Origin of the sequence: Vallitalea okinawensis (assembly GCF_002964605.1) — a bacterium.
Classification (GTDB): Bacteria; Bacillota; Clostridia; order Lachnospirales; family PQDH01; genus Vallitalea_A; species Vallitalea_A okinawensis.
Genome location: NZ_PQDH01000005.1, coordinates 241432 through 263845, shown reverse-complemented (window position 1 = coordinate 263845; position 22414 = coordinate 241432). Strand labels below are relative to the sequence as shown.

Annotated in this window: 18 protein-coding genes and 1 other annotated feature; of the genes, 17 read left to right on the top strand and 1 reads right to left on the bottom strand. The window is 34.6% G+C overall.

The window, feature by feature from the left end; translation table 11 throughout:
* Positions 1 to 221 precede the first annotated feature (221 nt).
* The 8 genes from C1Y58_RS15585 (at position 222) to C1Y58_RS15555 (ending at position 9045) form a co-directional block, all read left to right on the top strand.
* Complete coding sequence (locus C1Y58_RS15585) at positions 222 to 1220, top strand: peptidyl-prolyl cis-trans isomerase (protein WP_105617009.1); 999 nt, start codon at positions 222 to 224, stop codon at positions 1218 to 1220.
* 167 nt (positions 1221 to 1387) lie between these two features.
* Positions 1388 to 1993, top strand: coding sequence for a TetR/AcrR family transcriptional regulator (locus tag C1Y58_RS15580; RefSeq protein WP_105617008.1), 606 nt, complete (start codon positions 1388 to 1390; stop codon positions 1991 to 1993).
* A 24-nt stretch (positions 1994 to 2017) separates the two neighbouring features.
* On the top strand, positions 2018 to 3154 hold the full coding sequence (locus C1Y58_RS15575; protein ID WP_105617007.1) for an alpha/beta fold hydrolase: 1137 nt from the start codon (positions 2018 to 2020) through the stop codon (positions 3152 to 3154).
* 52 nt (positions 3155 to 3206) lie between these two features.
* Complete coding sequence (locus tag C1Y58_RS26485; RefSeq protein WP_157950133.1) at positions 3207 to 3356, top strand: hypothetical protein; 150 nt, start codon at positions 3207 to 3209, stop codon at positions 3354 to 3356.
* A 190-nt stretch (positions 3357 to 3546) separates the two neighbouring features.
* Positions 3547 to 4593, top strand: a complete 1047-nt coding sequence (locus C1Y58_RS15570; RefSeq protein ID WP_105617006.1) for a diguanylate cyclase domain-containing protein — start codon at positions 3547 to 3549, stop codon at positions 4591 to 4593.
* Between the two features lie 55 nt (positions 4594 to 4648).
* Positions 4649 to 4852 (top strand) — a binding site (T-box leader).
* Positions 4853 to 4923: 71 nt separating this feature from the next.
* The gene (locus C1Y58_RS15565) at positions 4924 to 6612 is read left to right on the top strand and encodes a proline--tRNA ligase (protein ID WP_105617005.1); all 1689 of its coding nucleotides are present in this window, start codon (positions 4924 to 4926) and stop codon (positions 6610 to 6612) included.
* A 347-nt stretch (positions 6613 to 6959) separates the two neighbouring features.
* Entirely contained in the window at positions 6960 to 8177 is a 1218-nt protein-coding gene (locus C1Y58_RS15560) for an MFS transporter (protein WP_157950132.1), read from the top strand.
* Positions 8178 to 8202: 25 nt separating this feature from the next.
* On the top strand, positions 8203 to 9045 hold the full coding sequence (locus tag C1Y58_RS15555; RefSeq protein WP_105617003.1) for an ion transporter: 843 nt from the start codon (positions 8203 to 8205) through the stop codon (positions 9043 to 9045).
* A 52-nt stretch (positions 9046 to 9097) separates the two neighbouring features.
* Here the strand turns inward: C1Y58_RS15555 and C1Y58_RS15550 are convergent, their stop codons facing one another.
* A complete protein-coding gene (locus C1Y58_RS15550) occupies positions 9098 to 9901 on the bottom strand; it encodes a sulfite exporter TauE/SafE family protein (protein ID WP_105617002.1) in 804 nt (267 codons plus the stop codon).
* Between the two features lie 253 nt (positions 9902 to 10154).
* Here C1Y58_RS15550 and ku point away from each other — a divergent pair, with 253 nt between their 5' ends.
* The 9 genes from ku (at position 10155) to C1Y58_RS15510 (ending at position 22283) form a co-directional block, all read left to right on the top strand.
* Positions 10155 to 11003 carry a non-homologous end joining protein Ku gene (ku, locus tag C1Y58_RS15545; protein WP_105617001.1) on the top strand — a complete coding sequence of 283 codons (849 nt, stop codon included), beginning with the start codon at positions 10155 to 10157 and terminating at the stop codon, positions 11001 to 11003.
* Between the two features lie 26 nt (positions 11004 to 11029).
* Complete coding sequence (ligD, locus tag C1Y58_RS15540; RefSeq protein WP_157950131.1) at positions 11030 to 11947, top strand: non-homologous end-joining DNA ligase; 918 nt, start codon at positions 11030 to 11032, stop codon at positions 11945 to 11947.
* Entirely contained in the window at positions 11944 to 12834 is an 891-nt protein-coding gene (ligD, locus tag C1Y58_RS15535) for a non-homologous end-joining DNA ligase (protein WP_105616999.1), read from the top strand. The genes ligD (C1Y58_RS15540) and ligD (C1Y58_RS15535) overlap by 4 nt, the downstream gene beginning before the upstream one ends.
* A 17-nt stretch (positions 12835 to 12851) precedes the next feature.
* Entirely contained in the window at positions 12852 to 12974 is a 123-nt protein-coding gene (locus C1Y58_RS27065; RefSeq protein ID WP_278286116.1) for a hypothetical protein, read from the top strand.
* Between the two features lie 196 nt (positions 12975 to 13170).
* Positions 13171 to 14124 carry a stage II sporulation protein D gene (gene spoIID, locus C1Y58_RS15530; RefSeq protein ID WP_157950130.1) on the top strand — a complete coding sequence of 318 codons (954 nt, stop codon included), beginning with the start codon at positions 13171 to 13173 and terminating at the stop codon, positions 14122 to 14124.
* Between the two features lie 105 nt (positions 14125 to 14229).
* A complete protein-coding gene (locus C1Y58_RS15525) occupies positions 14230 to 15066 on the top strand; it encodes a M23 family metallopeptidase (RefSeq protein ID WP_105616997.1) in 837 nt (278 codons plus the stop codon).
* A 177-nt stretch (positions 15067 to 15243) separates the two neighbouring features.
* Positions 15244 to 16092: a stalk domain-containing protein gene (locus C1Y58_RS15520; RefSeq protein WP_105616996.1), complete on the top strand. Its 849-nt coding sequence runs from the start codon at positions 15244 to 15246 to the stop codon at positions 16090 to 16092.
* Positions 16093 to 16199: 107 nt separating this feature from the next.
* A complete protein-coding gene (spoIIID, locus tag C1Y58_RS15515) occupies positions 16200 to 16484 on the top strand; it encodes a sporulation transcriptional regulator SpoIIID (protein WP_105616995.1) in 285 nt (94 codons plus the stop codon).
* A gap of 231 nt (positions 16485 to 16715) precedes the next feature.
* Positions 16716 to 22283 (top strand): RHS repeat-associated core domain-containing protein, encoded by a 5568-nt coding sequence (locus C1Y58_RS15510; RefSeq protein WP_105616994.1) that lies wholly within the window; start codon positions 16716 to 16718, stop codon positions 22281 to 22283.
* Positions 22284 to 22414: the final 131 nt, after the last annotated feature.

Sequence of the window (22414 nt, the reverse complement as noted above, 5' to 3'; positions counted from 1 at the left end):
AAAAAAAGGTATCGATTGACAAAAAATCAGCTTCCTGTATGAACGAAGAATTTACAGGATATAAGTAAATATTCGGTATATGAAATATTCATGATTTATTCATCATTACAACATAGAATATACATAGGTATATTGTATAATGGGACAGGTCCTAATAACCTTATGTAGATGTAAGAAATCTTTACTTAGACGCTGAAAAAAATGAAGATAAGGAGATTACTATGAAATTAATGAAAAGTTTAGTGCTTGGTTTACTTTCAGTACTTTTAGTTTTTAGTATTGTAGGTTGTTCAAGTGAAGAAGGTCAAGAAAAAGTTGATGAGAATAAAGAAGTTGCAGCAATGGTAGGAGATACACCTATTTACCAAGAAGAAGTTGATTTACAAATGGACTATATGAAAATGATGATGGAATTACAATATGGTGCAGAGTATAAAGAAAATGTGGAAATTATGGCTTATTTAGAGCAACAGGAGCAAGAATACCTTAATTACTTAATTGAAACACAATTATTAACTCAAAAAGCTAAAGAATTAGATTTTGCAGTAAATGACGAAGATATTCAAGCTGAGTATGATAAAGCTAAAGCTAATTATGATACAGAAGAAGCTTTCATAGAAGCATTAAATGCTAATGCCTTAGATGAGGAGAGTTTCAAAGAGCGTATTAAAGAAGGCTTAATGGTTAATCAACTCATTGAACAATATACAGCTGATGTAACCGTAACTGATGAAGAAATCGAAACATATTATAATGAGAATTTAGTACAGTTCACTACTGGTGCTGGTGCAGATATGGCTCATATTCTTGTAGCTACTGAAGAAGAAGCGATTAAGGTTAAAGAAGAATACGATAATGGTGCTTCTTTTGAAGACTTAGCAGCTCAATACGGTACTGATGGAACAAAAGATCAGGGTGGAGCACTAGGTTTTGTTACTTATGATGACCCTGGTTTTGATGCTGATTTCAGAGCAGGGGCTGCTGAACTTGAAGAAGGTCAAGTGTCTGAACCTGTGAAAACTCAATTCGGATGGCATTTAATCAAAGTAACAAATCTTCAAGAAGAAGTTGTTATGCCATTAGAGGATGCTAAGGTGCAAATCAGTGAGAGTTTAACTGCCGAAAAGAAGAACGAAATTATGGCTCAAGAATTAGAAACATTAAAAGAAGAAATTACAGTTGAGATTATGACAAATCAAGAAGTTAAAGAAGAAGAATAGTAAAATATTCAAGAAGCACGATAGCGGATACCCGTTGTCGTGCTTTTTTATAGTGTTCAAATGATGTAAAATTAAGTTATATGTTTATAGACTTGACAGTCTAGACTGGATGGTCTATAATGGAATCATAAAAGATATGGTAATTCAAACCCCAGGAGGTGGTGAACATGGGCAATCAGTTTGATAAGACCTTTGAGCATGATCAGGCCTTATTGGATGCAGCCTTAAATGAGTTTGTTGATAAGGGTTACGATAAAGCATCATTAAATAATATTTTGAAAGAAGCTAATATGAGTAAAGGTTCTTTTTATTATCATTTTAAAAATAAAGAAGATTTATACTTTAATTTGATAGATATATTAATTGAAAAGAAAAAGGTATTCTTAGCTAAAACTATGAAACCAGAGGATTTCACAAAAGATATCTTCACAATATTTAAGACACAAATACGGTTAGGAATGGAGTTTTCTTGCCAGTATCCTGATATCAATCGGTTTTCTGAAAGTTTTATTAAGGAAAAAGGTAATGAGATCTACAAAAAAGCAATGAAAAAACATGATTTTCAGAGTAACGATCAGATTAATCAATTAGTAAAAGTTGCTTACGTTAGAGGGGATTTCAGAGAAGATTTGCCATTAGGTTTTGTGCAAAATCTCATTGGGTATTTATTCACCCATGTAGTGGAAATGACGGACATGAGTCAATCAGATAATTATGAGGATGGCATGAATTACTTAGTGGATTTTATGAAAAATGGTTTAGCAAAAAAATAAATTCTATTTGAAGGAGTGGTGAATATGTTACAATTCAACTTCCCTATAGGCTATCATGAGTTTCATAAGACTAAAATCATGGACTTTCAGATGAACAGATGGTATTCAATGGGATACACACGAAAAGAAGATATGGCTGATGCTGCAAGTAGAATTAATAAAGTTGATGACTGGAAAGATGAGATGATAAGACAAGCAGAGAAAGCTCTTAAGGAAAAAAGGCTGATGAATGCTACCTTCTATTATAGGGCGGCGGAGTTTTTTACAAGTCCATCAGATCCAGACAAAATCAAGTTGTACGATAAGTTCATTGATATGTTTTACAACCAAGTATTTAAAGATGAGCCCTTTCAGCGTTTTCCTGTACCTTATGGTAATGTATCGCTACCAGCTATGAAAGTACCTCCAAGAGGTAATGAGAAGAAAGGAACCATTGTTATACACGGTGGATTTGATTCCTTTATTGAAGAATTTTATTCAATGGCCACCTATTTTGCTGATTTGAATTATGAAGTTGTACTCTTTGAAGGACCTGGACAAGGAAGTGCTCTTAAAAAACAAGGATTGGCACTGACCTATGAATGGGAAAAGCCAGTAAAAGCTGTTCTTGACTATTTTGACTTAGATGATGTGACTTTATTGGGGATTTCAATGGGTGGATGGCTATGTTTCAGAGCGGCAGCTTATGAGCCAAGAATCAAGAGAGTCATAGCTTCTAGTATCGCTTATGATTATATGAAGATACCACCAGAATCTATTGAGAAATTTGCAAGATGGCTTTTCAAGCATCCAAAACTTATGGCTTGGATGTCGGATTTAAAGATGAAAATGATGCCTCAAGAAAAATGGGGTGTTGAGAATCTTATGTATATTACAAAGACTGATACACCACTTGACAGTGGAATGGCAATATTGGAATTCAATGAAGAGCATCTTAAATCTGAACTGGTAAAACAAGATGTGTTAATTTTAACTGGAGCAGAAGATCATTTTATTCCACTTAAAATGCACGACCTTCAAGTTAAAGCTCTTAAAAATACCAAATCTATTACAGAGCACGTCTTTACAAGAGCAGAGCATGCACAAAACCATTGTCAAATTGGTAACTTAGGCTTATCTCTTGAAACCATGAGTAAGTGGATAGTAGAAAAAGAATCTTAAAATGCATGAAAACAGCATACCTTCTCATAATAAGTATGAAAGGAGTGTTGACATGTCAAAGGGAAATGGTTTCAGTAGCTTTACACCAGCTCAGGATGCTGAGTTTATCAAGCAACAACAAAAGACTCAACCACAAGACCCTCATGCAGGTGAGCAACGTCATAAACAAAAGCAAAAAGCTGTCAATAAATATAATAAATAACCAAAAAGTTTTTGAAGTTAGAAGAATATAATTGAAAATTTTTACTATAGCTAGAATAAAACTGTAAAACTTGACTAAAAAAGATAAATATAGTACAATAGAGTATAATTGTAGCGATAAATAAGAGCCTTGGACCATCTAAGGCTCTTATTATGGATTGGAACTACCTGTTATATCGGGGAGGTATTACATGAAAGGATATTTTGACCATGTCTATGTAGACCCGCTAACTGATTTTCCATCTTTTTTTAACTTAGTTGAATATGACAGTTCAAAGCTTTTTGGAAAAACAGGTGCAATTATACTGATCGACTTTGAAGATTTTAGAGGGTATAATGCAAGGCATGGTAGAGGAAAAGGAGATGACTGTCTTAAGTATATGGCTCAATCCATCATAGAAAGTATATTTGATAATAACAAAGTCAAACCTTTTAGGACAGATGGAGATGAATTCACCATTATATTACCTGAGGCCAGTCATATGGATGCAGTTAATCTATTAGCTTCTATTGAAAGACGTTTTAAAGAATTTGACAGTTTTCCTGGAATTGATTTACATACACTAGTCATCCATTATCACAATAATATTCACAGTATAGAAGACTTTTATCTTATTTTATTCAACTCCTTATTAAGCAACGATGATGATAGCTCTTTATCTAACGACAAATGGAAGCAAAATATTATTCGAAACTTTACCCGAAGAATAAAAGAAAGTTTGAAATTTATGGAAGAAGCTTATGATCTGGCATTGAAAGATGACGTATCTGGACTGCAAAATAGCCGAGCAGCTAGAATGCACATCGATAAGCTGGTTGAGCAAAATCAAGAGTTCAGTATTTTGTTTATTGATGGCGATAATTTGAAGCGCTTTAATAACATTAGCTACGAAGCTGGCAATAAGATGATTCGAGTCTTGGCTAATCTTATATGTGGTTGTTTAGTTAAATCCGATTGCATCTTTAGGTGGTTATCTGGAGATGAATTTATTGTTGTCTTACAAGGTAATTGTGATAGCGTACATTTTAAGGCTGAGCGAATTAGAGATGCAGTAGAATCCGGAACAAAAGAGTGGATTTATCCAGTAACAGTTTCAATTGGAGTGGCTAATTATCCAGAGGATGGTAGCAAGCTTGATGAACTTGTTAATAAAGCAGAAAAAGCCAATAGCACAGCCAAAAATACGGGTAAGAATAAAGTCATTTTTTATGATGATAAGATATCCCTATCTATTTAGATAGGGGTTGACAATTAATCTTTTTTCAAATATATTATAAGAAGTTAAATAGAAATTGTAGACGATGAAGAGGAATAGTAAATGATATTTTCTTATTACAGAGAAGGAGATAATGCTGAGAACTCCAATAAGAAAATGATTGAACCCGCCTTGGAGTTTCTGTGTGATGAATACAGCGGTAACCTAACCGTTATTAAGGTATAGAGTAGAATGTGAAAGCATTAATTAGGGTGGTACCGCCGATACCTCGGTCCCTTTGTGGGATGGAGGTTTTTTTGCGTTTAACTTCATTAACAAACATACATTAGTTTACTGAGAGGAGAAATGATTATGAGAATGACTAAATTATACATGCCAACTTTGAGAGATGTACCAAGTGAAGCTGAAGTACCAAGTCACCAGCTTTTATTACGAGCCGGTATGATTCGTATGTCTGCGTCAGGGGTTTATTCTTTTTTACCATTAGGATACCGCGCATTCAAAAAAATCGAGAACATTGTTAAAGAAGAAATGGATGGAGCAGGAGCACAAGAAGTTCATATGTCAGCTATTCAACCTAGAGAGTTATGGGAAGAGTCCGGTAGATGGAGTCAGTTTGGACCAGAGATGTTCCGTTTAAAAGATCGTAATAATCGTGAGTACTGTCTTGGACCAACACATGAAGAAATTTTCACGGATTTAGTTAAGAATGAACTCAACTCTTATAAACAATTACCGATCAATCTTTATCAGATTCAGACAAAGTATAGAGATGAGAAGCGACCACGGTATGGCTTAATTCGTTCAAAAGAGTTTGTCATGAAGGATGCTTATAGCTTTGACCGTGATGAAGCCGGTATGTTAAAATCATACCAAGAAATGTGGGATGCTTATGAAAGAATCTTTGAAAGATGTGGCTTGAATTTCAAAGTTGTAGAAGGTGATGCTGGTGCTATGGGAGATAGTGATTCACATGAATTCGTAGCCCTTTCAGAATATGGTGAAAGTACGATAGCCTATTGTTCTGGGTGTAATTATGCAGCTACGGATGAAAAAGCTGAAACGGTTTATGATGTAAAGTTCGAAGAATCTATATTGGATATGGAAAAAGTGCATACACCAGATGTGCGAAGTATTGAAGAGTTAACAGGTTTCTTAGGTATAGAAGCTAATAGATTAGCTAAAACATTGCTTTATAGAGCTGGAGAAGAAATAGTAGCTGTTATGATTCCAGGGGATCGCGAACTTAATGAAGTTAAATTAGTGAAGTTATTAGGTGTTGCTGAGCATGAGCTTGTAATGGCTGACCGAGCTGATGTTGAAGAAGTAACTACTGCAGCAGTGGGCTTTGCTGGTCCTATAGGCTTGAAAGAAGGTATTCGCTTAATAGTTGATGCTAGAGTAACTAAGATACAAAACATGGTTGTTGGAGCTAACGAAACAGATTACCATATGATGAATGTTAATTATGGAAGAGATTTTGAAGGAGAAGTAGTAGAAGATTTACTGCTTGTTAAACTTGGGGATAAGTGTCCAAAATGTGGACAACCTTTAGCTATGGATAAAGGAACTGAAGTAGGGAATATCTTTCAACTACAAACCAAATATTCAAAAGCCTTAGATGCAACCTTCCTAGATGAGAATGGTAAGGAGCAACATTTCGTAATGGGGTGTTATGGTATTGGTATTTCACGTACACTACAGGCAGTTGTAGAGCAATATCATGATGAAAATGGTATTATATGGCCTGAAGCAGTTGCGCCATTCAAAGTAGTTGTTACCATTGTAAATGTTAAAAATGAAGATCAAGTAAAAATCGGTGAAGAAATCTATGAATCTCTTAGACAAAAAGGTGTGGAGGTATTGTTAGATGACCGAAAGGACCGACCAGGTGTTAAGTTTAAGGATGCTGAGCTTATCGGTATACCTTTAAGAGTAACTGTTGGTAAGAGAGCACCAGAAGGTATCGTTGAACTATTTGATCGCCATACAGGAGAAAAAATTGAACTTGAGGTAAAAGAAGCAATACGGAGATTCTAAATAAGGAGAGGCAGAAGCCTCTCCATTATAAGCGCATTGACAATGAGTTACATTTATCGTAAAATAAGAATGTATGATAGTAATATAACTATGAAACTAAGAGAACATATTGATGATACATTCAATATGAATAAGTGAGGTAAATACCATGTATGCAATGCTATTATGGATTGGTATAAAATGGAACAACGCACATAATTCACAACTTCACGGGATAAGTGCGCCCTTTTCTAGAAATGAAGAAGATTCCATTTAACCAGTTTATTAGTAAGTATGCAGTGATGCACCTTAGCTGATATGCTTGGGTGTTTTTTTGTGTGCTAAAATACGCATTGGAGGTATGCATGATGATTAAGAAAAGTTATAAAAATAATGTGATATTAAATTACTTATATACATTTACAAAGTCCTTTGACTTGACACAAGGTATATGGATGCTGTTTTTAGCATCTAAGGGAGCAACACTTTTTCAGTTAGGATTACTGGAAGGTACATTTCATGTGGTGTCTTTTATAATGGAAACACCTACTGGAGCCATAGCTGATTTATATGGCCGAAAATTTAGTAGAATACTAGGGCGTTTTTTTAGTATTATTGGGCTTCTACTTATGGTTGTTGGTGATTCATTCATCTACTACTTAATATCTTTTATGATTTTACCAATATCTTATAATTTAGAATCAGGAGCTGGTGAAGCACTTATATATGATTCATTAAAGATCCTAGGAAAAGACCAAGACTATATGAAGTATAATGGTCGCATAGAGTTTACCTATCAAATAGCTGCAGTTATAGCCCTATTTATCGGTGGAATCATTGGTACATTAAGTTATGAGCATGTTTACTTTGTCGCCATGGGTATTTCAGTATTGGCACTTATTCAGACATTAGGTTTTAAAGAAGTAAAAACGCAGCAGACTAAAAAAGAGAAAATGTTTAAGGCTATAAAGCTACAGTATGTAGATACCTATAAAGCCATTAAAGGTAATGGTCGATTGACATACTTGATTATCTTTTCTTCATTATTGGGTACATTCATAACGGCTTCCTTTTATTACTTACAGAATTATTGGAAGGGTTATGGTTATGACGAATGGATCATCGGTTTATTCCTAGGGGCCTCCTGCATTGGTGGTGCATTAGGTGGTTTATTTGCTCATAAGATTGAAAAAGCTTTTGGTGAAAGGGCTTTATTGAAGTACTCCCCCTTTTTAGTGGTGATAGGTTTATGGGGATTACCATTTATCCCATCAAGTGCGATAGCATTTGTTCTCATCACTATTGTAGAAGCCATTATTTTTGTAGCAGTTTCTGACTATATTAATCAGTTAATAGAAAGTGAAAGAAGGGCGACCATCTTATCTTTTCAAAGCATGGTTTTTAGCTTTGGGATGATAACTGTTTTTCCTTTGTTTGGACTTATTGCAGATCACTTAGACATCACATTTGCATTTATCGGTCTGGCTATATTAGCCACTATCATGTCCGTTATAAATTATCGACTACTGCAACAAAATAAGAATAAGGAAAGTTATAATATTAGAAAAGAGAAGGAACACATGTAATTAAATGAGTTAGGGAGTGTTACAAATGATGAAAGCCAGAATCTATGAAATTATAGAAAAAGGAGATGTAGATGACCGCCGAAGTGTTATGTTCGATATATTCATTACAACTTTAATTGTGGTTAATATTTTAGTCGTCTTCTTAGAATATAATAAGGGTTATGATGCTGGTAATCGGCCTCTGGCTTATAATATTATTGAATATGTTTCAGTTGGTATTTTTACAGTAGAATATGCCTTAAGAATTTATACTGCAGATGTTCGTTTTGAAGGGTTACCTAAGTGGCGAGCCCGGATGAAGTACATTTTTAGTGGTATGGCGTTAATTGATTTGGTAGCTATCTTACCTACCTATTTACCTTTTTTACTAGCTATCGATTTGCGCGTGTTAAGGATGGACCGTCTCTTTAGGCTATTAAGATTATTTAAGTTAAGTCGCTATTATCAATCTATGAATGTCATGATGAGGGTTTTAAAAAATGAAAAAGAACAGCTGGTAATGACAATATCCATCACATTGATGTTAATATTCATTGCTGCATCATTGATGTTTTATATTGAAAGAGATATAAATCCAGAATTCGAAACACTTTCAGATGCTCTATGGTGGGCTATAGCTACTTTGACAACAGTAGGTTATGGTGATATTTATCCAACTACTGATGGTGGTAGACTGCTCAGTGCTATTATTGCCGTATTAGGTATTGGTCTGGTAGCATTGCCAACAGGTATCTTAAGCTCAGGGTTTATGGAAGAAATTAATAAGCAAAAGAAAGATAAAGAAACGGATTATCACGTAGAATTAAAAGAAAAATATCCATATAACTATTGTCCTCATTGTGGTGAGAAACTACCAAGGGATAAATAAACAAGAAGCTAACTCAGAAAATTGAGTTAGCTTCTTTATTGTTTTTTAGACCTTAAATCCATTTTTGAATAACCATAACAGCTCCTAAAATAGTCAATGTAACACCAACTACTTTATTTAGTTTCTCTTCTGATGCAAAGTTAGCAAACTTAGCAGCCATTTTAGCACCAATCAAACCAGTTACAACACAAACAGCTGTGTACATCAGTTGAGTTGTTGTATCCATACCAACAGCTTCATACGGTATAGCGAAATGCGCTACAGCCCCTGCAAAAGCCGTAAATATCATAATGAGAACAGAAGTACCGATGGCTGTTTTCATCTCGTATCCTAAAATAAGTGATAGGATCAATAGAATCATGATACCGCCACCTGCACCAACGAATCCACAGATTATACCGATAATTGAACCAAAAAATATGGAGCTAAATACAGGTCTCTCTTGAAAGAATTTGAATTTATTACTTTCTTTCATTTTTGCAACAGATTCATTTAATGGTTTTCTTAAGAAACGAATACCCATAAGCAATGTAATTAGCGCAGATGTATTACCTAATGAAGAAGATTCTATAAAAGTGGATAAATAACTACCCACAATTGCAAATATAAAAGCAAAGATGGCTAAATACATACCTTTTTTAACTTCTATATTACCGTGTTTCGAGTAAGTATACGCACTGATACCGGATGCAAATACATCTGTAGCTAAGGCGATACCAATGGCGATAAATGGATCAAAACCAGCGAAGGTTACAAGCATTGGCGTAATGATAACGGCTGCAGATGCGCCTACTAAACCAGTGACAACTCCAGCACCCCAGCCAGCGATAATAGCTATAATTAAATTCATTAACATGAAAATCCTCCTGTCATAGTTATTTATTGAATAATGTTTTGTTTTTAGTGAATCAAGTTCATTATAGATTATAAGTTGTTGAGATGGTAAAGTCAATATAAAGTGAACAAGGTTCACACATTGTTCATTTTTGGATTGCCTTTACTCATTTTTTTGCAAAAATTCTAAATGGTAAATATAACTTAGATTGCCACGAAAATACCTGATACAAAGTCCGTAACATTTGGAAAAATACTTTTAAGGAGGTGTTTTAATGCATACCATGTGGAAAGGTTCTATTAGCTTTGGATTAGTTAATATTCCAATAAAGATGTTTGCAGCTACAGAGGATAAAGATATACGTTTTCGCTATCTGCATAAGAAATGTCACACACCTATTAAATACAAGAAAGTTTGCGAAACATGTGATGAACAAGTAACTGAAAATGATATTGTTAAAGGTTTTGAGTACGAACCTGGACATTTTGTCATTATTACCGATGAGGATTTTGAAGCAGCTAAGACTCAGGTCCAATCACGTACCATTGATATTATTGATTTTGTTAATCTAAAGGAAATAGACCCTATTTATTTTCATAAATCTTATTATCTATCACCCCAAGAAACAGGAGGAAAAGCTTATAGCTTACTGCGAAAAGCCATGGGTGACACAGGAAAGATTGCCATAGCTAAGATCACAATAAGGAATAAGCAAACGTTAGCAGCTTTAAGGGTTTATAATAATATTCTTGTTCTAGAATCCATTTTTTATCCTGATGAAGTTAGAGAAGTATCACTTGTTCCTGGATTACCTGAAAGCAACGATGTGGCAGAAAAGGAATTAGATATCGCGACTCAACTGATTGATAACTTAACAACTGAATTTGATCCTAGCAAATATACCGATGATTATCGTATTGCTCTAAGAAATATCATTGAACAAAAAATATCTGGACAAGAAGTTCAAGTAGCTCCAGAAATTCCACAAAAGAACGTTATTGATCTTATGGAAGCTTTACAAGCAAGTATAAAAGAAACGGAAAAAGAGAAAAAAACGACTAAGAAAAAAGAAGTTGCTAAGAAGAAAAAAACAACAACTAAGAAAAAAACCTCAGCTAGCTAAAGCATATGAATAAGCTGATTCGAGTAATGGAACCTAATAAAAATAAAACGATACCACAAGGTTCTGAATGGATACATGAAATAAAGTGGGATGGTATTCGAGGAGTTAGTCAGGTCAACGATGATGCCTTTGAAATATTTACGAAGAAAGGTAATAAGAGAGGAACTTACTTTCCGGAGCTAAAGCAAATCAACAAACTGCTGAAATGTGACAACGCTTTACTTGATGGAGAGATTGTTGTTTTCAATGAACTGAATAAGCCATCATTTCAAGATATTCTAATTAGAGAACGCAGTAAAGGGGTTCATGCAGCCCATTACCAAAAGATCAAACCAGTCCACTATATCGTCTTTGATTGTTTAGCTGTTAATGATGAAGATATAAGGCAGAAGCCGCTAAATGAAAGAAAAGATATATTGAAAGAGATACTAATAGAGAATGAGACAATAGCGATAAGTCGCACTTTTAATGATGGTGATCAACTTTATCACCTTATGAAGGAAAAGAGCTATGAAGGAGTTGTATCAAAAAATAAAGATAGTCCTTATATAGCTGGGAAAAAACACGATTATTGGTATAAGAATAAAATTAGTAGAAAGATTTTAGGCGTTGTTGGTGGTATCCATATGAAAAGTGGACAACCGGCATCTATTCCAATAGGTATTTATAGAGATAATCAGTTGATTTATATTGGCAATGTATCTATAGGTCTGAAACAAGAGGAGATGCAGCTATTATACCAATATGCTCATCAGTTAAAACGTGATGAGGCACCTTTTATTAATTTACCCTATCAAGAAGATACCATTTGGTTCAATCCTTTATTAACTTGCTGGATTCATTTTTTTGAGTGGACCAATGATGGTCATTTAAGACATGCTAAAATACAAGGGTTTACGAAAATGAAACCTGATGAAGCTTCAGGAGAGGAGTTGGTAGAGTGACAAATTTAGAAGCACTAAAAGAATATAATTTAAAGATTACCAACCCCAATAAACTCCTTTGGGCAGACTTAGGCATTGATAAAACAGCCTATGTTAAGTATTTAATGGTATTAAGTCCGTTTATCTTGAGGTATAGCAAGCAACGGCTATTGACCAGTATACGTTATCCGGATGGGGTTGATGGAAAGAGCTTCTTTCAGAAAAATGCTCCGGATTATACGCCGGATTGGGTGCCTACATTCAATTGGCATGAAAAGGATTATATCTTACTGGACGATTTGCAAACACTTCTGTGGTTAGGGAATCAAGCTGCCATTGAATTGCACACAGCGTTCAACCAAGTATCAAAACCAGATCACCCAGATAATCTGGTTTTGGATCTAGATCCATCAAAAGGACAAGTTTTTGAAGAAGTGATTGAAGTAGCGCTATGGGCTAAAGATATGCTGGATGGCTTAGGGTTAAAATCCTTTATAAAAACATCAGGTGCAACAGGTTTACAAGTCTATGTACCTATAGAAGAGAAGTATACCTATGAAGAAGCTAGAGATGTGAATCTGTTTTTAGCCAAGTATTTATCGGATAAGCATCCAGGTAAAATTACAATAGAACGTTCTGTAAATAAACGAGATGGTAAATTATATTTTGATTATCTTCAAATGTGGCAAGGAAAAACCATTATAACGGCGTATTCACCAAGAGCAACAGAGTACGCTACTGTTTCTACTCCCGTTTCATGGGAGGAAGTTGAAGCTGGTATAAGACCACAGGACTTTACCTTAATGAGTATAGCAGAACGACTGGAACAAAGGGGAGATGCCTTTGAAGGCATTCTACAGATGAGGCAAAGTCTAGATTTTATCTTAGGGTATTTAAATAATCATTGATTAAAGGAGATGTTCATATGGCAAAAAAAGATCAAAAATCATCTTGGGAGCATAAGCGTTATAGGGGACCACAAAAGAATGAAGAGAAGCCCGTACCAGAAATCCAACATGCAAGTGGTTCACGTCGCAAAGGCAAGTAATAAGTGAAAAAGATATGGTAGAGAAGTATATGAGTTGTCATATGCTTCTTTCTAATTACTCTTCTTGTGAATGAATGTATCATGTTCTTCATACACATTATATATAGTGTAATTTTAATATAAATCAGGTAGTTTCATAATTATTTGAGATTTGAAAAGACCTGGAGTTTATATATAGAGAATAGGGGAGATGCCTTTGAAAAATGAGCTGATTGGCGGCATATTATTGATCCTTCTCATATTATTGCTACCAGCTCTAGTGACAGTGCTTTTTAATCTTGGAACCGAAAAGGAAGTTAAAGAAGAGAAAGAATCAACGGGCTTTTCTGTTAATTTAAAAATTGAATCCACCGGAGAGATACAAAACATGGATTTGGAAACATATATAGCTGGAGTAGTTGCTGCTGAAGTACCAGCATCCTATCATGTAGAAGCATTAAAGGCGCAGGCTGTAGCGGCGAGAACTTATGCCTATCGAAAAATCATTACTGGAACAAAAGTTTTATCCACAGATTTCCGCCAAGGACAGGCATTTTTAACTGAAAAAGAGTTGAAAGATAGATGGGGTGAAGATTACTATATCTACATGAAAAAAATCAATGATGCGGTTGAGGCGACGAGGGGTCAAATATTAGTCTATAACGATGAACCCATAGAGGCAGTTTATCATGCCATAAGTGCAGGAAAAACTCAAGCAGCTGATGATGTATGGAATTTTGAATTACCTTATTTACAAAGCGTCAATAGTCCATTTGATTTAGATGCAGGGGAATACGAAGTTCAAAATCTTTTAACTGAAGATGCAGCTAAAGTCTCTTTACAAGCCAGCATTTCAGGACTTTATCTAACGGATGAGCCATTAGCCAAGCAGATGAAGATTTTAGAAAGAAGTGAAGCAGGATACATAGTAAGCGTTCAAGTTGGTAACGAAGTGATCAGTGGTGAAGAATTAAGAAGTGCTTTTAATACGAGGTCTAGTAATATGACCATATCTCAGTCCGGTGATGAGATGCGTATTGTTACGAAGGGGTTTGGGCATGGTGTTGGAATGAGTCAATTTGGTGCCAATGCAATGGCTAAAGACGGTAAGGAGTATCAAGGGATTTTAGAACATTATTATGTGGGGGTACAAATCAATAATATTTATTAATAGAATGGTTTAATAACTAAAGTATTTTATTCAATCTATATCGTTGAAATGATGTATAGATATAACCACCTATGGCTATAATATAACCGGAGGTGGTTGTTTTTCATGAGTAGAAAACATTTTAACCGGTTTAAAGAAAATGGTTTTTATATATTGTTGTTGTCATCAATAGTTGTTATCACACTTTTACTCACATTTATATCCATTGACCGAGAACCGGAAGTTGCAGAGGAACCCAAGATTGATTTAAATGAAGAAAAAGTTGCTCAGAATACAGATCAAGAACCAACTGATGAGACCGTATTGGATGATAATCAAGATATCGATATGGAATCTGTGACCAACTTGACTGGTAACTCTGAATTGGGTGATAATTTACTTGTTGTTAAAGAAGACCAAGCAGATGACCAAGCGCCACCAAAAGAGGATGAAGCTAAAGAGACTGCTACTGAAACGCCAGCAGATGAGGAAGAACAACAGGAAAAAGAGCAGGAAGAAGAAGCTAAGGAAACATTTAGTCCTTATGATAACAGTCAAAATATGTTGTGGCCAGTTACAGGTGACGTCGTTATGGACTTCAGTATGGATGCCAGCATATATGATTCAACATTAGATCTCTACCGTACAAATGATGCCCTATGTATTCAAGCCAATGTAGGAGCAGATGTTATTGCGGCAGCTGATGGTTCTGTTGAAAGTATCACAAAGACTGAAGAAGAAGGAACAATGATCGTTATCGATCATGGTGAAGGTTGGAAGACAACATATGAACAATTATCAGAAGAAGTAAATGTAAGTCAGGGACAAGTTGTTCAAAAAGGAGAGGTTATTGGTCAAGTTGCTGAACCTACCATGTTTGCATTAAATTTAGGCTCACATGTTGGATTTAGAGTAATGAAGGACAATGGACCATGTAACCCTAGTGATCACTTAGTTCAATAAAAATGAAGTTTGAAAGTATGTTAAGCACATAGAAGGCAGTGAGCATTATGCAATTTGTCCATGCTATGTGCTTTTCTTACATACTGTTTTGTTAAAAAATTACTACTCATCCATGTATCTTCTATTGAGATCCGTAGGGGATAGGTGTTATACTAATTTTAGGAAGGAGGGATAATAATGAAAAAGTTATTATCTTTTATTATGTTTGTTTTTCTAGTAACTTGTATTGTAGTCCCTTCCAAAGCTGCAAGTGTAGACGAAACGCAAATACCAATTTGCACCACGGTAAACGACACGTATATTTACACAGATGCCGATCCATTCCTCACAGATGGAACTACCTTTGTGCCCATAAGATTTGTAAGTGAAGCACTAGGTGTTGATAGTGTTGAGTGGGATCATCCAAACAAGACAGCCATTATAAGAGATGGCTCTACTGAAATCCAATTACCAATTGGTGAGGATTATGCGTATGTCAATGGACAATACACATCCATTAGACAAGGCGTAAAATTGGTAAGTAACCGTACTTTTGTGCCAATAAGATTTGTTAGTGAAACATTAGGCGCAGATGTCTATTGGGATCAGGATACCTACAAAGTTAAAATATATAAAGACGGCGTAACGGTACCTGATAATTTAGTTGATTATAGAGGGTATACAGATGAGGATATTTTATGGTTAGCTAGAATCATTGAAGCAGAAAGTTCTGGCGAGTCCATGAATGGGAAAATTGGTGTCGGTAATGTAATTTTAAATCGTGTTGAGAGTTCGGAGTACCCAAATACAATTTATGGCGTTATTTTTGATGATGAGTTTGGTATACAGTTTACACCAGTAGCCAATGGAGCAATTTACAACGATCCATCAAACACAAGCGTCATTGCAGCTAAGATAGCATTGGAAGGTGGCAATACGGCCGGTGATAGTTTATATTTCATGAACCCAGCGAAAGCTAAAAGTTCTTGGATCACACAAAGTCGTCCGTATTATTCTACAATCGGAAATCACAGTTTTTATCTATAAGAAAAAGCAAGTAGCCAATAATTCTATGGCTACTTGCTTTTTCTTATCATAAACCCCCTACTTCTTTCATAACAATATAGTAAGTGAGATTAGGGGGTAAATAGTCTATGAAACAATATATAGAAGAACGGGCTATTGAAGTTGCCAAGTATATCATTCAGTCCAATGCAACCGTACGTGAAACAGCCAAAAAATTCGGAATTAGTAAAAGTACAGTACATAAAGATGTGACAGAACGTTTAGAAAAAATCAATCCTCAATTGGCCCAAGAAGCGAGGAAAGTGTTAGATATAAATAAGCAGGAGAGACATATCCGCGGAGGCTTAGCTACAAAAGAGAAATACATGCATTTGAATCCTATGCCAGGTAAAGATGGAAGGTATTTTCAATAGGGAAACGAGACCGATGGAGGTCTCGTTTTTTTGGGGTTTTAGTAAAACATTACATTTATATGAATCATATTAATTACTTTAGAAAGTGCTAGTAATGATGATGAAATAACCGTTAAGTATCCAGACGGACGTAGGGTTATCTTCTTTAAAAATAGTTCTGGTAATTATGTTACAGAAGGAACTATTCATGAAACTTTAGATAAAACGAATGACACATTTGTACTAACCTATATGGACCAAACAAAATATATCTTTAATATGTCTGGGCAACTAACAGAGATAAAAGATAGGAACAATAATAACATTATATTGAGCTACAGTAGCGATAAGTTAACATCAATTGCTGGAAGTGATGCTACATTAACTTTATTCTATACAGGTAGTAAATTATCAGCTCTTACAGATCATGCAGGTCGAAAGATAGAGTATAAATATAATAGTTCTAATGAATTAATAGAAGTTAAAAATCTTGGTGGAACTGTAAAATATACATATAATAACGATGGTATAACATCTATTACTGATGAGAAGGGCATTACCTTTATTAGAAATATTTATGATGACTTTGGACGTGTTATAGAGCAAGAAGATGAACAAGGTCGTATTACACGATATGAATATAGCGAAGCTAATTTAGTCAATACGCATATCGTTGAAGGAACAAATACTAGAGTCAAATACTATTATAATTCCCATATGTATATTACAAAAAAAGAGTGGGAAGATGGTATATATGAATCTTATACCTATGATGACCAAGGTAATAAGACAAGTATAAGAGATAGGAATGGAAATATAACTAACTACTCTTATGATACAAGAGGGAATATAATAGAAATTACAGCACCATCACCATTTAACTATAAAACAAAATATACCTATGATAGTTTTAATAACATAACAAAAGTAGAGTCTCCTGATGGTGGGATAACAGAATTTGTTTATGATACAAAAGGTAACTTAAAAACCATTAAGCAAAAGTTAGATACCTCAACCTATGCTGAAACTAATTATTCCTATGATAGTGATGGACGAGTATTATCCATAGAAGATCCAGAAGGACATATAAGAAGCTTTGAGTATGACTTAAATGCTACTAAACCTAAGAAAGAAACACGTGAAGACGGAACAGTTGTTAATTATCAGTATGATAGCTTAGATAGGGCTATTACTATAGAAACAGCATACGGAACAACAAGCTTTGACTATGATAATAACAACAATATTATAAAAATAACAGATCCACAAGGGAACATGACAAGGATGTTTTATGATGGGGTTGGTAACCTTATCAAACAAGTCATGCCAGAACAATACAATAGTACATCAGATGATGGGAGTGGTTTTGAATATCGATATGATGGGTTTGATCGTCTAGTTAAGAAGATAGATCCATTAGGTAATGTTTATCGGTCATTCTATAACCATGCTAATAATAAAACAAAAGAAATCAATCCCAATAACTATAACTCAAGTATGGATAATGGAACTGGGTACAACTTTGAATACGACGGTTCAGGGAGATTAACAAGAGTAACATTGCCATCAGGAGAACAAAAGAAAATAATCTATGATGGTAATGGTAACGTTATAAAGACTATAGAAGCTAATCAGTATAATGAGGGTAGTGATACTGGTGCTGGATACACTTATCAATACGATGAACTTAATCGATTGAAACAAGTAAATGATGCTAAAGGAAATCCAGTCATAAGGTATGTATACGATGAAGTTGGTAGAGTTATAAAAGTGATGGATGCTGATGGGATAGCTAGTGCATCATCTGATACAAGTCGTTATGGTACAATCTATCAATACAATTTGGCTGGGTGGTTAGTTGAAAGAAGAGAACCATCTAAAAAAGAAGGAAGCACTGTTTATTATAGTATTACAGAATATACCTATAATAAAAAGGGTCAAGTTTTAACGGAAAAAGTAAGTCAAGAGCATGTTACTTTAACCAGTTACCCAACAAACTATAATACCATTCAGTTTGCTTATGATAATATGGGAAGAGTTACAAGCATTACAGATACATCTGGCTCAGAGATGATGTATCAATATGATGATATGGGAAAAGTCATAGAACAGAAAATTAAGATTAATGATAGCATCTATAACATCACTGGCTTTGAGTATGATACATTAGGTAGAATTAAGCGACAATGGATAGAAGTTAATGCATCAGATCTTGATGGTGATTATAGTGGTACTGTCAATACCTACACATCTTATGAGTACGATAAGAATGGTAATGTTATTAAGACTATTAGTCCAGAAGGTTATGTTACCACCTTTGAATATGATGATAATAATCGTCTTATTACAATTAATGAAGAAGTTGAAGCTAGTACGTTAGAACAAAATAGAAACGTTATAACGATTGAAAGTCCATATTTAACAGCCTATCCAGGTCAGACTTATAATTATGAACTTAAAGTGGATACAGAGGATGAACTAAATTACCTTACAGCGAGATTAAGTTATGACCCACGAGTAATGGAGGTTGTAAGTACATCCTCATCTATGGTAAACATGGATACAAGTACGCTAGGCATCATAGTAGTATCAGGTAGTAACCTAAGTGAAAATAATGTCACTATCGGCAGTATAAACATTAAAATGAAAGATAGTATAAGTGGAACTGCTTATCTACAATTCACAGAGTTACCTACCTACACAACTGGAAGTGAGTCAAAAAATTTCACTGAAGCTATTGGTAAAGCTGTTTCACTCAAAGCACCAGATCTAAATAATGATGGTAGTGTGCAAGTCAATGACTTAACTCTGGATGCTTTGGATGTAGGGTTAACAAGCAATCAAGGAAGTTTTAACTACGGAGTAGATATCATTCCTGATGGAAATATTGATACAACAGATCTTGATTATATAAAAGACTGGATATTTGAAGATAAAAGCAACAATCTTAATCATGTAACAAGTGACTACTTTCAACCTAAACTTGTGGATTTGGATTACAGTGTAAATAAAACAACCGTTATAAGAACAACCCATTTTGAGTATGATAAAGCTGGTAATCTTGTAAAAGGAACTGATACCAATGGAAATACCGTCAACTATAGTTACGATGACGAAAACAGATTAATAAAAGTGATCGATAAAGAAGGTAATATAACACGAACTTTCTATGATCTTAATGGCAATGTAAGTAAAGAAGTTATGCCAGAAAACTATAATCCATCAACAGATGATGGTAATGGTATGACCTATACTTATGATGACAATAACAGACTGGATACAGTGACTAATGAGTTGGGTCAGGTTATTCAAAGATATGTATATAATGATAAAGGTAATATTAAAAAACTCATTGATGCTAATGGGCATGCAATACAATATAGCTATGACATTGGTAATCGAGTAACAGAAATTATTACACCAGAAGCTGATGGAAAATCTTCTATTCGCTATACCTACGATGCCAATGGTAATATCCTAACGGTAATAGATAATGAAGACAATGCAACGACCTATGTAAGAGATATATGGGGACGGGCTACCGAAGTAACCAATGCAAAAGGTATAACAGAATACTATTCCTATGATAATGCTGGAAACATCATTAGTACTACAGATGGTGAAGGGAATACAACGAATTATACCTATAACTCACTAAATAAGATAAAAACCATGACAGACCCAGAAGGTAATACCATTACTTATCATTACGATTTAGAGGGACGATTAACAAAAGAAGAGGATCGTAAAGGTCAAGTAATTCAGTATACTTATAACAAAGACAGTAGTTTAACGAATAAAGTTAATACAATTATAGGAGAGGAAGAGAAATACCTCTATAGTAAAGATGGAAGTCTACTTGCAGCTATTAATAAAGAATCTATAAAAAGCTTTAGTTATACAGAGAATGGAACAGTAGATAGTATTTCACATAATAAAGTAACCGAGCTTAATTATGTTTACAATAAAAATGGTCAGATTATTTCATTAACAGATCAAACTGGAAAGGCTACAAACTATACCTATGATGTCTTGGGTAGAATGGATACAGTTAGTACAGATGGGCAAGAAGTAGCTAACTACATTTATAATCCTGATAGTACCATTCAAAGTATTAGCTATGCCAATGGCGTTGTGACTACATATAGTTTTGACCAAGACAAGAATATTACTGGTCTAGTGACCAAGAAACAAGAAGAGATTATCGATGAATATAGCTATAGCTATGACCTCAATGGTAACCTACTTCAAGAGAATCGCAGTGGCGATATAACTAAGTATGTTTATGATGAGCTAAATCGTCTGTCAACAGTTACATATCCAGATGCAAAAGTAGAAACCTTTACGTATGATGGAGCTAATAACAGAACAGAAAGAAGAATGGGTGAAGAAGTCACCATCTATACTTACAATGATCTTAATCAGCTGACAGGACTGGATATAGATGGTATAATAACAACATATAATTATGACTTAAATGGTAACTTACTTACTGAAACAAAAGATGGACAAACATCTAATTTCACATACAATGGATTCAATCAACTAACAAAAGCTAAGTTAGCAGATGGTAGTTGGACTGAAAATCATTACGATGCACTAGGTTTAAGAACAAGTATCACAGAAAATGGTCTAGTAACCAACTTTATTGTAAGTGGTGGAAGTACCATCTTAGAAACCAATGAAGCAGGTGTTATTAAGTCACGAGAAGTATATGGTTATGGACATTTAGCTAAACAAGGTATTACAGGTGACATGAACTACTACCATAGTAATGCTCATGGTGACATCACCACTCTTACAAGTCAACAAGGTACAGTAGCTAACCGCTACACATATGATGCATTTGGAAACACCACATCAGCAATAGAAAAAGTCATCAACAGATACCAATATGCAGGCGAACAATACGATGATGTAACAGGTTATTACTACCTAAGAGCCAGATACTATAACCCTACAATCGGACGATTTACCCAAGAAGATAGTTATAGAAGAGATGGATTAAACCTATATGTTTATGTAGGTAATAATCCTTTGAAGTTTGTTGATCCAAGTGGCCATTATGGAGTTGGCTTAGATAGCAATGGGGATGAAGTTATTATTTCTAGTAGTAATGGATATACATCACCTAAGGTAAATAAGCCAGTTTCTGATTCGCAAAATAAGAATGAAATTAATATTGAAAAGAATGGAAATGACAAAGCTGAAATTAGCGAAATAACAATGAATTGGAGTAACTATAATAATTCAGGTACTTTAATTGATACTGTAAATAATGGAGTTGATGCAGCTGCTCTAGTAGGACAAGAAATAATACCTAAAGTAATTGAAAACAGCACCAAACCAAGCAATATTGGACCTGGAACATGGAATAAGATGGTAGGTCAGCAGATTGATGAAGTTACTAGTTCGTTATCTAGTGTTAATAAAGGGACTGCGATTGTGAATATTGTTTTAGTTGCTATTGATGCAGGAGGTAACATTAATAATAATGTGGAACAAGGTGTAGATACAAATAGAATTATCACAGATGCGACAGTGGATGTAGCAGTTGGAGGTGGGGCAATTCTAGCTAGTACTGAAGCTGGAGCTCTAGCTGGATCGATCGTTCCTGTGTATGGAAACTTAGTTGGAGCTGGTGTTGGTTTTGTTGTTGGTATAGGATATACGGTTGTAACAGATGTAGTAGAAATTGATGGTAAAACAGTAGAAGATCATATGAAAGATGGATTGGATGCTGTGGTAGATGAAATAACAAAAGACGACGAAGTTAACAAGATAATAATAGAGTTATTACCATATAGACCAATTTATTAGTATAAAACTAAGTTACTCAGATTTATTCTGAGAAGCTGATTACTTTGTAGAATTCTCTGGATAGAGTAAAGTAGTTTGTAGTTATACTAAATGAACTTAGTAACCATCTATCTAAATATATAGCTATGTAA

What these genes read in the sequence shown, in the direction of transcription:
- C1Y58_RS15520 (WP_105616996.1), top strand. Translation starts at nt 15,244, where the DNA reads ATGAAAAAGTTATTATCTTTTATTATGTTTGTTTTTCTAGTAACTTGT.
- C1Y58_RS15550 (WP_105617002.1), bottom strand. Translation starts at nt 9,901, where the DNA reads ATGTTAATGAATTTAATTATAGCTATTATCGCTGGCTGGGGTGCTGGA.
- C1Y58_RS15570 (WP_105617006.1), top strand. Translation starts at nt 3,547, where the DNA reads ATGAAAGGATATTTTGACCATGTCTATGTAGACCCGCTAACTGATTTT.
- C1Y58_RS15555 (WP_105617003.1), top strand. Translation starts at nt 8,203, where the DNA reads ATGATGAAAGCCAGAATCTATGAAATTATAGAAAAAGGAGATGTAGAT.
- ligD (WP_157950131.1), top strand. Translation starts at nt 11,030, where the DNA reads ATGGAACCTAATAAAAATAAAACGATACCACAAGGTTCTGAATGGATA.
- spoIIID (WP_105616995.1), top strand. Translation starts at nt 16,200, where the DNA reads ATGAAACAATATATAGAAGAACGGGCTATTGAAGTTGCCAAGTATATC.
- C1Y58_RS15525 (WP_105616997.1), top strand. Translation starts at nt 14,230, where the DNA reads ATGAGTAGAAAACATTTTAACCGGTTTAAAGAAAATGGTTTTTATATA.
- C1Y58_RS15560 (WP_157950132.1), top strand. Translation starts at nt 6,960, where the DNA reads ATGATTAAGAAAAGTTATAAAAATAATGTGATATTAAATTACTTATAT.
- C1Y58_RS15585 (WP_105617009.1), top strand. Translation starts at nt 222, where the DNA reads ATGAAATTAATGAAAAGTTTAGTGCTTGGTTTACTTTCAGTACTTTTA.
- C1Y58_RS26485 (WP_157950133.1), top strand. Translation starts at nt 3,207, where the DNA reads ATGTCAAAGGGAAATGGTTTCAGTAGCTTTACACCAGCTCAGGATGCT.
- ku (WP_105617001.1), top strand. Translation starts at nt 10,155, where the DNA reads ATGCATACCATGTGGAAAGGTTCTATTAGCTTTGGATTAGTTAATATT.
- C1Y58_RS15575 (WP_105617007.1), top strand. Translation starts at nt 2,018, where the DNA reads ATGTTACAATTCAACTTCCCTATAGGCTATCATGAGTTTCATAAGACT.
- C1Y58_RS27065 (WP_278286116.1), top strand. Translation starts at nt 12,852, where the DNA reads ATGGCAAAAAAAGATCAAAAATCATCTTGGGAGCATAAGCGTTATAGG.
- C1Y58_RS15580 (WP_105617008.1), top strand. Translation starts at nt 1,388, where the DNA reads ATGGGCAATCAGTTTGATAAGACCTTTGAGCATGATCAGGCCTTATTG.
- C1Y58_RS15510 (WP_105616994.1), top strand. Translation starts at nt 16,716, where the DNA reads ATGGACCAAACAAAATATATCTTTAATATGTCTGGGCAACTAACAGAG.
- C1Y58_RS15565 (WP_105617005.1), top strand. Translation starts at nt 4,924, where the DNA reads ATGAGAATGACTAAATTATACATGCCAACTTTGAGAGATGTACCAAGT.